The sequence below is a fragment of the Sphingobacterium deserti genome (assembly GCF_000757725.1).
Lineage (GTDB): Bacteria > Bacteroidota > Bacteroidia > Sphingobacteriales > Sphingobacteriaceae > Sphingobacterium > Sphingobacterium deserti.
In genome coordinates, this window is sequence record NZ_JJMU01000005.1 from 35,548 (window position 1) to 44,837 (window position 9,290).

Genomic DNA, 9,290 nt, shown 5'->3' on the forward strand with positions numbered 1-9,290 from the left:
GATTTGCACACGTCTTTCAAACATGTAAATTGCAATATCGCCTCACTATTTTGTTTACCGCGCTTTACAGACGCGGTAAACATGATTAATATCAATGTAATTAGCGCAAAGGTTTGGGGAGTAACTGAATATCCACCGAACCGGTACTTACGGCATAGCCATCATAGATCTTCAGTTCCGGAACGTGTTTATAGTATTGATTTCTCAACACGGGGTCAGAGAAATAAAACGTCACATCGCCCATTTTGTCGCTCGTATGTGTAGTTTTCCAAGTCACCACCTCTGTTCTGCTTTCTTCTTTTTGGGAAGAGGTGCCGAAAGACAAATCTAACTTCACGATCCATTTGGGAATGTTTCCCAATCCAAAGTCGAACTTAAAGTTTTTAGAACTTACATATTTGCTATTCACCGTTATCTGCCTTTCTTCAATATCACCCGGGTCAAATTCTTCGACCACGATCTTCATCGATACCGACTCTTCCATTATATTCCACTGCTCTAGCTGTATACCAGCTCCTTGTCTGGGTGCATACCATTTACCTTCCAGATCGTTGATTGATTTAACAGAAAACGTATGAAGATCTCGCCTAAACAAACCACCTTTCTTGATGCGATGCTCAATATTGCGGATGGAGAATAGATCTTGTGGAGATACATTTTCTTGCCTTTCATCTGGCACTGCACCTTCTCCCTTTCTCCCTTTATAAATAAAGAAACGCAATTCAAATTTTCCATCAGTCCACAGCCTTCTAACGATTTCCGCCCATGACAATGGGTTTTTGGAATTACTCTTTATTTCGAACGAAGTTAATCGAGGGTCGTTAGGATGATCAATAATCGTACTTAAGATTCTAGGATCAACCTTAATCCTATCGATATATTCTCGAACATGCTCGTTGAACCGCCCTCTTTGTGGCTGTGCTTTAGTAAGGTTGAAATAGATATAATCTCGTTGCCAGTAGAAAGGATCTGTTCCAAATTCGTCAAAGGCACGCTGTACGATTATACTCGGTGATATAATCTGATCGTCTCTATACCCATATTTCCTACCGTCGATATCTATTGCGCCCTTTGTCTTTAGACGCCCATCGTATACCGGATCTAAGAAAGTATAATCGTAGGATGTTGAACCCTTAACTTTCAACAATTGCGTCGGTTTTACTCGCTCATTATCTTTAACAATCAGACAGGGAAAACCTGGTACTTCTTCCAGTGAGAGTGAAAACACTTCGTCTCCGTTACCATAAAAGGTTTGACTGTCTCCACCTACGAGCGCTGTGACAGGTACCTCAGCATCAGATATATCCCATGTTTCTGCATTAAATTCCGTAAACATAGTGAGATCCGGAACAAGAATATTAAGCAGTGGCGCCTTGACTTCTAAATCTTTTATAAAATTTTCATCATTAGCATAAATTCCTAATACTTCTTTGAATGTTAAGCCGTCTTTGACAATATTATCTTTGACTAATCCGTAAAGCACGTCATAATCATTATCAAATTGCTTGAGCGCCTCTCTCTTTAAAAACTCTCTGACTGCTTGCTCGTGATACACAGCTTTTGACAAAACACGTGCGAACTGCACTTTCTCTGCACCGCTAACCTGCAAGATATTTGAATTGGTTGGTATACCTATTTCAGGATTTAGCTTCTCTTTTTGACAGGTGCTGACTAAGATGCCTGCCAACATGATTAAGTAAATTGGTTTTTTCATTTAGTTTATCTTTTAAGTTTAAAACACTGATTGCGAGGCTAACTATTTGAGTTTTGACAAATGCGCATGTACAATTAATCTCGAAGGAGTGATCGACATGATGGAAACAATTCTGCTACAAGCATTTAATCCCTGAAACAATCTTACAGGTTATTTTTTGATTATTAAATTCCTTAAAAGAAAAATGTAGCTATAATCAGACAGCAAATAGCACATTTTTTTGAAATAATTATTCGTCAATTTATATTTAAACAATAGACTATCAGCGGTATCATCGATGTTGCAAGTCTTTTAATACTAAAAAATGAGTATGTGAAATTATTTTACAATTCTAGCCAAGCACATTGAGGACTCATTTACGGTTGACTTATACAAAATGTACAATAAGACGTCGCCGTAAACAGACCGGCAAAATAGATCCTGAGCACATTTTGATAAATCCTAACACTAGCGTGATGAAGACCAACAATTTGTATATACATTTTTCATACCTTTGTACTCTTAAAATTTAAGACATGTCAAATCAAGTCCCAGAAGACGGTACGTTGCTTCCATTAATGGAAGATTTTTACACGATACAAGGCGAGGGGTATCATACCGGCAAAGCAGCGTATTTCATCCGTTTAGGCGGTTGTGATGTGGGTTGTCATTGGTGTGACGTGAAGGAAAGCTGGGATGCGAATCTACACCCGTTGACGGCAGCAGATGAAATTGTAGAGAATGCAAAGAGACATCCGGCGAAGACGGTTGTCATCACCGGAGGTGAACCATTGATTTATAATTTAGACTACTTAACGCGGGCTTTGAAAGCCGCCGGGATACAGACCTTTATTGAAACCTCAGGTGCTTATCCGCTGTCAGGATTTTGGGATTGGATTTGTTTATCGCCGAAGAAATTTAAAGGCCCACGCCCTGATGTGCTCAATGCTGCAGGGGAACTTAAAGTCATCATATTCAACAAAAGTGATTTCCAATGGGCGGAAGAACATGCGAAATTTGTTGGAAAAAACTGTAAGCTTTACCTGCAACCCGAATGGTCTAAAGCGTCAGAAATGACACCACTGATTGTGGAGTATGTAAAAGAAAACCCTCACTGGGAAATATCTCTGCAAACGCACAAATATTTGAACATCCCGTAAACCGTCTTGCACCTATCTAGGTAATTTGTTTAAATGAACCACTTCGCCAGAACGCACCGATGCGTCGCAGGCAAAAGCGATTCGTAAACTATTTAATGCATCATCCATAGGCTTGGAAAGATCTAGTCGCTCCACGATCGCCCGGTAGAAAAATCGCTGTTCACGATTGCAGAGCTCTTGATGGTCGGGTTCGTCTTTCAGGTTGATCCATTCATCTGCCTGCGTAAAGCGATTTTGTTCATCAATAGCAGCATGGTGTATTCGCAACGATTCCGTTTGTGTATGCGCAGCTACGGAGTCAGATTGGCCTTTCGACCCAGCTTTATCGGCCACAATAGATACCGATCCTTTAGGTCCGACGACATCTTTCACAAAGAAAGCCGTCTCACTCATCATAGGCCCCCAGCCGGCTTCATACCAACCTACCGATCCATCATCAAAACGAATCTGCAACTGGCCGTAATTGTAGTTGTCTTCCGGGATATCAGCAGTCAGTCTTGCACCAATAGCGTATACCTGAATAGGTTTCGCATCCGTCATTTGACACATGACATCAATATAATGTACGCCACAATCAACAATAGGGCTCAGGCTGTTCATCAAATTCTTATGCACATCCCACATATAACCTTGACTCTGCTGATTCAGGTTCATTCTAAAAACAAGTGGCGTTCCTAACTTCCGCCCTTCCGCAATAAATTGTATCCAGGAAGGATGATAACGTAGAATATACCCGACCACCAACTGTTTACCATACTGCTTTGCTGCCGCCACGACTCGCTCTGCGCCCTCCAAACTATCTGCAATCGGCTTCTCAACAAAAACATCCGCCCCCGCTTTAAACGCTTTCAAACTATATTCTTCATGCGTATCTGGATAGGTAGAAATGCAGACAGCGTCTGGTTTTGTTGCCTGTAGCGCCGTATCGTAATCCTGATATGTCGGATAGCTCGCCCCTAGTCTGTCATTCAATTCATCTTTACTACGCCCACGTGAAACTAATCCTACAATTTCAAACTCGTCCATATGATGATAAGCCGTAGCATGAGAAGCACCCATATTGCCACAACCAACAACCAATACGCTGATCTTTTCCATACCTATACCAGTTTGTAAGCTCCCGGACGGGCTATTGTTAATTCATCGGCCTTCATATCCCAATTGTAGTCGTCAATTGGCGGGCCAAGGCGCTCTTGGGAATTAATGGCCTCATCGTACGAAATGGATTTACCAGAGTAGGCCGATAACCGCCCCCAAATAGCGAGAAGTGTGGATTTCACCATAAAGTCACCGTCATTAATTACCTGCTTTGCACGAATAGCTTTGAAAAGTTCGTCGTGTTGCGTCTGGTACATATTATTGAGTCGCTGTTTGTTCTTCCAAGCCTGTTCGCCTATAATTTCATAATTGCTGTTTAACGCCACACTTGCGTAACCCTTCGTACCCATCGCATCCACGGTATTACGTGGCGTAGTACCGTTTTGTTGACGCCCAAAATGAAATCCCTTCAAGCCGTTATCATATTCGTATTCCACGGTAAAATGATCATACACATTTCCGAATTTATTCCAAGGTCTGCTTTGCCTTCCGCCGGTAGCTGTTACTTTCTTGGGCAAAGTATCCTTCATGATCCAAGACATATAGTCGAGGCTATGTATGGTTTGTTCTACAATCATATCACCGGAATAGCGTTGGTAATAATACCAATTGCGAAGCTGATGCACAAAATCACTCCATGAAGGCTCCCGTTCTTTATAGCTTAACTCACCTCCATGCCTGAAGGTTGATATGGATTTGACCTCGCCGATATCGCCGGCATGGATGCGTGAAATAATTTCCCTGTTCGGTAAAGAATAACGGAAACAAAAGCCACTGACAAGGCAGAGCTGCTTCTCTTTAGCCATTTTTACAGCGGCTTCCACTTGGTGTAAACCGGGAATGTCAACTGCTACTGGCTTTTCGCAGAAGACGTGCTTGCCCTGTTGAATGGCTAAGGCCAGGTGAGCCGGACGAAAGTTTGGAGGCGTACACAATAAGACGACATCCACATCGGATTTAATGAGCTTCTCATAACTATCGAATCCTATAAAAGATGTTTTTTCGGAAACCGCAATACGTTTTCCGTACTTCGCTCGTAATGATGAGAGGGTATTTGTGAGGTTGTCTTCAAAAATGTCTGCTAATGCAGTCACCTGCACATCAGGATCAGCATCCAAAGCTTGGAATATCGCGCCAGTTCCCCGCCCCCCACAACCTACTAGCCCTACTTTTATCGTTTTTGCAACTCCTAATGCCATAATATCATCAGCAATGGCTATGGACCCTGCAACTAAACTTCCACTTTTTATGAAATCTCGTCGATTAAACATGCGTTTGTAATAACGTTTATAAAATAATAATGCAACTCTATGCAAGAATATAGACAAAACGGTTGTCGTTCGGAATTAATTCTATAAATTCACCACCAAAATAGTAAATCCTAAAATTTATGCAAAATGCTATCAGAGAAGTTACACCGATTATTACTGACCACGCCGCTGTATTTGGGCTTTTAATGGCAGTGTTGGGTGTGGTTTTTTACACAGCAAGTCTGAAAAACAAATATGTGCAAGGTTTCTATGCAGTCATCCCCCCGTTACTCATGTGCTACTTCATACCGGGGATTTTAAACTCGCTACATATTATCGACGGCACTAACTCGCCATTGGCCGGTATAGGAAGTCGGTATTTTCTACCAGCTTGCCTCATCTTATTTACGCTTAACCTTGACTTACGCGAATTATGGAACTTGCGGAAACGTGCAGGTCTCATGTTTATTACCGGCACGATAGGCATTGTTTTAGGTGGGCCTATAGCCGTATGGCTTACCGCTCTAGTAGCACCAGACGTTGTTGGAGGTGCGGGTGCAGATGAGGTTTGGCGCGGTTTAGGAGCCTTGGCTGGCTCCTGGATTGGCGGCAGCGCTAACCAAGTTGCGTTACGCGAAATCTTGCAGCCATCACCGCAACTCTTCTCTTCTATCATTGCGGTAGATGCTCTTGTCGCGTATATTTGGATGGCTTTATTGCTATATGGAGCAAGCAAAGTGAAAGCTATCGACAGATTTTTCAAAGCCGATGCTTCAGATGTTGAGGCTTTGAAAGCACGCATGGATCAGCAGGCACAAACCCATACCCGCAATCCTGATACTAAAGACTTTATTTTTATGATCGCACTTGCACTTGGTGGAACGGGCCTCGCATCGTTGCTGTCCGCGCCAATTGCCAAATATATGGAGGCAAACTATCCGCAATTGGAAAAATTTTCCCTTACGAACGGTTTTTTTTGGCTGATATTGATAGCAACATTTATCGGAATAGCCTTATCCTTTACGCCAGCACGCAAACTGGAGCATGCCGGTGCGTCTAAAATAGGGACTACATTGCTCTATATGCTTATCGTTACCATCGGTATGCAGATGGACATTGCAGCCACCTTGGCGAACCCCGGCCTGTTTGTAATAGGGGTGATTTGGATGAGTTTTCATGCCCTGTTATTAATTGCGGTAGCCAAGATTATAAAAGCGCCATTCTTCTATCTAGCCGTGGGCAGTATGGCTAATGTTGGCGGTGTAGCATCTGCGACAGTGACTGCCGCGGCATTTCATCCGTCGTTAATTTCTGTTGGTGTTGTGTTGGCGGTCTTTGGGTACGCTATCGGTACCTATGCCGGTTGGTTTACGGCTATACTGATGCAGATGGTCTCTCCTATTTAATCTATAGTATTTTACGTATATTTAAAACATGGAGCAAGAACACATTTTCTTTGAAGGGCAAGTACTCTGGGCTCAGTTGGATCCAAATAGACATCTCAGACATTCAGCATATGCTGATTTTTGTGCGCAAGCCCGTAGCAATATGCTTAATAAAGCAGGGCTATCTTTGGATGAATTTGCCAAAAATCATATTGGCCCTATACTTTTTAGAGAAGAACTTATCTACCATCGTGAAATCGGGCTCGACGAACGGATTTATGTAAAAGTTGAAATGAATAAGCTTAACTTGAAAAACTACAGATTTTCTTTCCGACATGAAATCTACAAAGAAAACGGCGTAAAGGCGGCAACGGTCAATGTGGATGGTGCTTGGTTAAATCTGGTGGAACGTAAATTGACAAGCATACCAAAGGAATGGGAGCCGATCATAGCACACATTCCCCGATCAACTGATTACGAAGAAATAGCGGAATAAACCAGCTATTTCTTCATAGAGCGGAATATCAATTGGAGGTAATATAAATACAATTATTTAGGACGCATCAAGCCGCTTATGTGCCTGCTTTCTTTTGTAAGTTGACTGTTTCATACCGTCGATATTGCTGATGATACTGATATTCCCGTCAACTTCCAGCATGGCCAATCGCACGTCTCGGTAACGCTCAACGCCATGTTCCCGCATTGCCTCTTGCAGTTCCTCATTCGTTATTTTAAGGCGACTTAATGTTGTGAAATCCAAATTGCCGTGATGAATTAAGATCTCTGGTTTTTGATAGATGAAATTCCGCAGCCGCTCATTCTTATATAGGAAATTTTTGAGTATATAATTTAATAGGAAGAGTACCCCTGCCGCCACAAGTCCGCCCAGCAGGGAGGTGTCGGGGCCGACCATTGCATTTTGAACGGCATTTGAAATCAACAGAATCAATACCACGTCGCCTGTATTGAGTTGCGACAATTCTTTCTTCCCGGTTAGACGTATCGCAATGATCATAAACAAGTAGACCGCTAAAGAGCGAAACACAATATCAAAAATCCCCATTATCGTCCATTATTTTAACAAATTAACTTGATACAAATCTTTTCGGCGATCTTTAAGGATTTTGACTGTACCATATTCATGCAAATCGCGTAGCGCATATAGATCCACATCCGCTATGAGTACCATCTCGGTGTTGGGTGTTGCTTCTGCTTTAATACCATTATTAGGAAACGCAAAATCTGATGGCGTAAATACAGCCGATTGGGAGTATTGGATATCCATATTATTCACCCGGGGCAAGTTTCCTACGCAACCGGCAATGGCTACATAGCATTCGTTCTCTATGGCGCGGGCTTGTGCACAGCTTCTTACTCGCATGTAGCCATTTTGTGTGTCAGTCATGAACGGCACGAAAAGCATTTGCATACCTTGATCTGCCATGATACGGCTTACTTCCGGAAACTCTACATCATAGCATATCAGCAAACCAACTTTACCGCAGTCCGTATCAAACACTTGAATATCGTTGCCACCCACCATACCGTAGTACTTCATTTCATTGGGAGTAATGTGGATTTTCTTGTGAACATCCAGCTTTCCATTTCGGTGGCACAGATAGGAAGCATTGTACAATTTCTTGTATTCTATAACCGGCATCGAACCAGCGATGATATTCACATTGTATGATACGGCAAGCTGCTGCATCTTGTCTATAATCGCCTCCGTCAGCTCCGCTAATTTCTCCATCGCTGCACGTTCCGGAAGATCATTGTAAGGACTCATCAAAGGTGTGTTGAAGAATTCTGGAAACATGATGAAGTCCGTTCCATAGTCACTCACGGTATCCACAAAAAACTCCACCTGGTCGTAGAATTCCTCTATATCTTTAAATAAGCGCATTTGCCACTGCACAAGTCCCAAACGAATGGTTTGCCGAGTTGCGGAATTAGATTTTGCATCTGGCTCATAGTAAATATTATCCCATACCAACAGCGTAGCAAACTCGTTTGATTCCTTATCTTCTGGCAAGTAGTTTTTAAGTATCTTACTTACATGAAAGTCGTTTGACAACTGAAATGTCAACGTAGGATCGTAGATTTCCTTGCGTTTTACCTTCTCGATATACGTCCGTGGCGTCATCTTATCCGAATAGTTATGGTAGTTTGGAATTCGACCACCGGCGACGATGCTCTTCAGGTTCATTTGTTCACAAAGTTCCTTCCGTGCGTCATACAAGCGCCGGCCCAGCCTTAGCGAGCGATGGTCCGGATGTACGAAAACCTCTATTCCATAAAGGGTATCGCCTTCGTAGTCATGCGTGGTAAATTTTCCGTCGTCTATGATTTCGTAGTATTTTTTGTAGATATTCGTCTTTTTCGAATCGATAATTAGTGACAAGGCACAAGCGACCACACGTCCATTGACTTCCACACAAATTTGTCCTTCGGGAAATAGGCCAATCAGGTCTTCTATATTCTCTCGTGTCCATACCTCCCCAGAATCGCTGCCATACGCTTTAGCCATTGAACGCTTCAAATCTTTATAATCACTTTCTGTAAGATTTCGTACCTGTATATCCATAAAATTTTATTTGATTTTACAACAACTGAGGGGAAGATTGGTTTGGCAATATCGAAAAACAACAAAGAGGCTGTCTAAAAAGGTCTTTAAAAAAAAGAACCCCGTCATAAAAAATGGCGG

Annotated in this window: 8 protein-coding genes; 3 read left to right on the plus strand and 5 right to left on the minus strand. The window is 42.3% G+C overall.

The window, feature by feature from the left end; translation table 11 throughout:
* Positions 1 to 100: 100 nt before the first annotated feature.
* A complete protein-coding gene (locus DI53_RS02000) occupies positions 101 to 1,714 on the minus strand; it encodes a hypothetical protein (RefSeq protein ID WP_037494784.1) in 1,614 nt (537 codons plus the stop codon).
* Positions 1,715 to 2,229: 515 nt separating this feature from the next.
* Here DI53_RS02000 and DI53_RS02005 point away from each other — a divergent pair.
* Complete coding sequence (locus DI53_RS02005) at positions 2,230 to 2,853, plus strand: 7-carboxy-7-deazaguanine synthase QueE (RefSeq protein WP_037494786.1); 624 nt, start codon at positions 2,230 to 2,232, stop codon at positions 2,851 to 2,853.
* 12 nt (positions 2,854 to 2,865) lie between these two features.
* Here DI53_RS02005 and DI53_RS02010 read toward each other — a convergent pair whose 3' ends face one another.
* Both DI53_RS02010 and DI53_RS02015 read right to left on the minus strand, forming a co-directional pair.
* Positions 2,866 to 3,951 carry a Gfo/Idh/MocA family protein gene (locus DI53_RS02010; RefSeq protein ID WP_037494787.1) on the minus strand — a complete coding sequence of 362 codons (1,086 nt, stop codon included), beginning with the start codon at positions 3,949 to 3,951 and terminating at the stop codon, positions 2,866 to 2,868.
* A 2-nt stretch (positions 3,952 to 3,953) separates the two neighbouring features.
* Positions 3,954 to 5,222: a Gfo/Idh/MocA family protein gene (locus DI53_RS02015; RefSeq protein WP_037494789.1), complete on the minus strand. Its 1,269-nt coding sequence runs from the start codon at positions 5,220 to 5,222 to the stop codon at positions 3,954 to 3,956.
* Between the two features lie 119 nt (positions 5,223 to 5,341).
* Between DI53_RS02015 and DI53_RS02020 the strand changes: the two genes are divergently transcribed.
* Positions 5,342 to 6,607: a DUF819 family protein gene (locus DI53_RS02020; protein ID WP_037494790.1), complete on the plus strand. Its 1,266-nt coding sequence runs from the start codon at positions 5,342 to 5,344 to the stop codon at positions 6,605 to 6,607.
* Positions 6,608 to 6,635: 28 nt separating this feature from the next.
* Entirely contained in the window at positions 6,636 to 7,082 is a 447-nt protein-coding gene (locus tag DI53_RS02025; protein WP_037494792.1) for an acyl-CoA thioesterase, read from the plus strand.
* 57 nt (positions 7,083 to 7,139) lie between these two features.
* Here DI53_RS02025 and DI53_RS02030 read toward each other — a convergent pair whose 3' ends face one another.
* Positions 7,140 to 7,649 (minus strand): DUF421 domain-containing protein, encoded by a 510-nt coding sequence (locus DI53_RS02030; RefSeq protein WP_037494794.1) that lies wholly within the window; start codon positions 7,647 to 7,649, stop codon positions 7,140 to 7,142.
* Between the two features lie 9 nt (positions 7,650 to 7,658).
* On the minus strand, positions 7,659 to 9,170 hold the full coding sequence (locus DI53_RS02035; protein WP_037494795.1) for a bifunctional GNAT family N-acetyltransferase/carbon-nitrogen hydrolase family protein: 1,512 nt from the start codon (positions 9,168 to 9,170) through the stop codon (positions 7,659 to 7,661).
* Positions 9,171 to 9,290 lie beyond the last annotated feature (120 nt).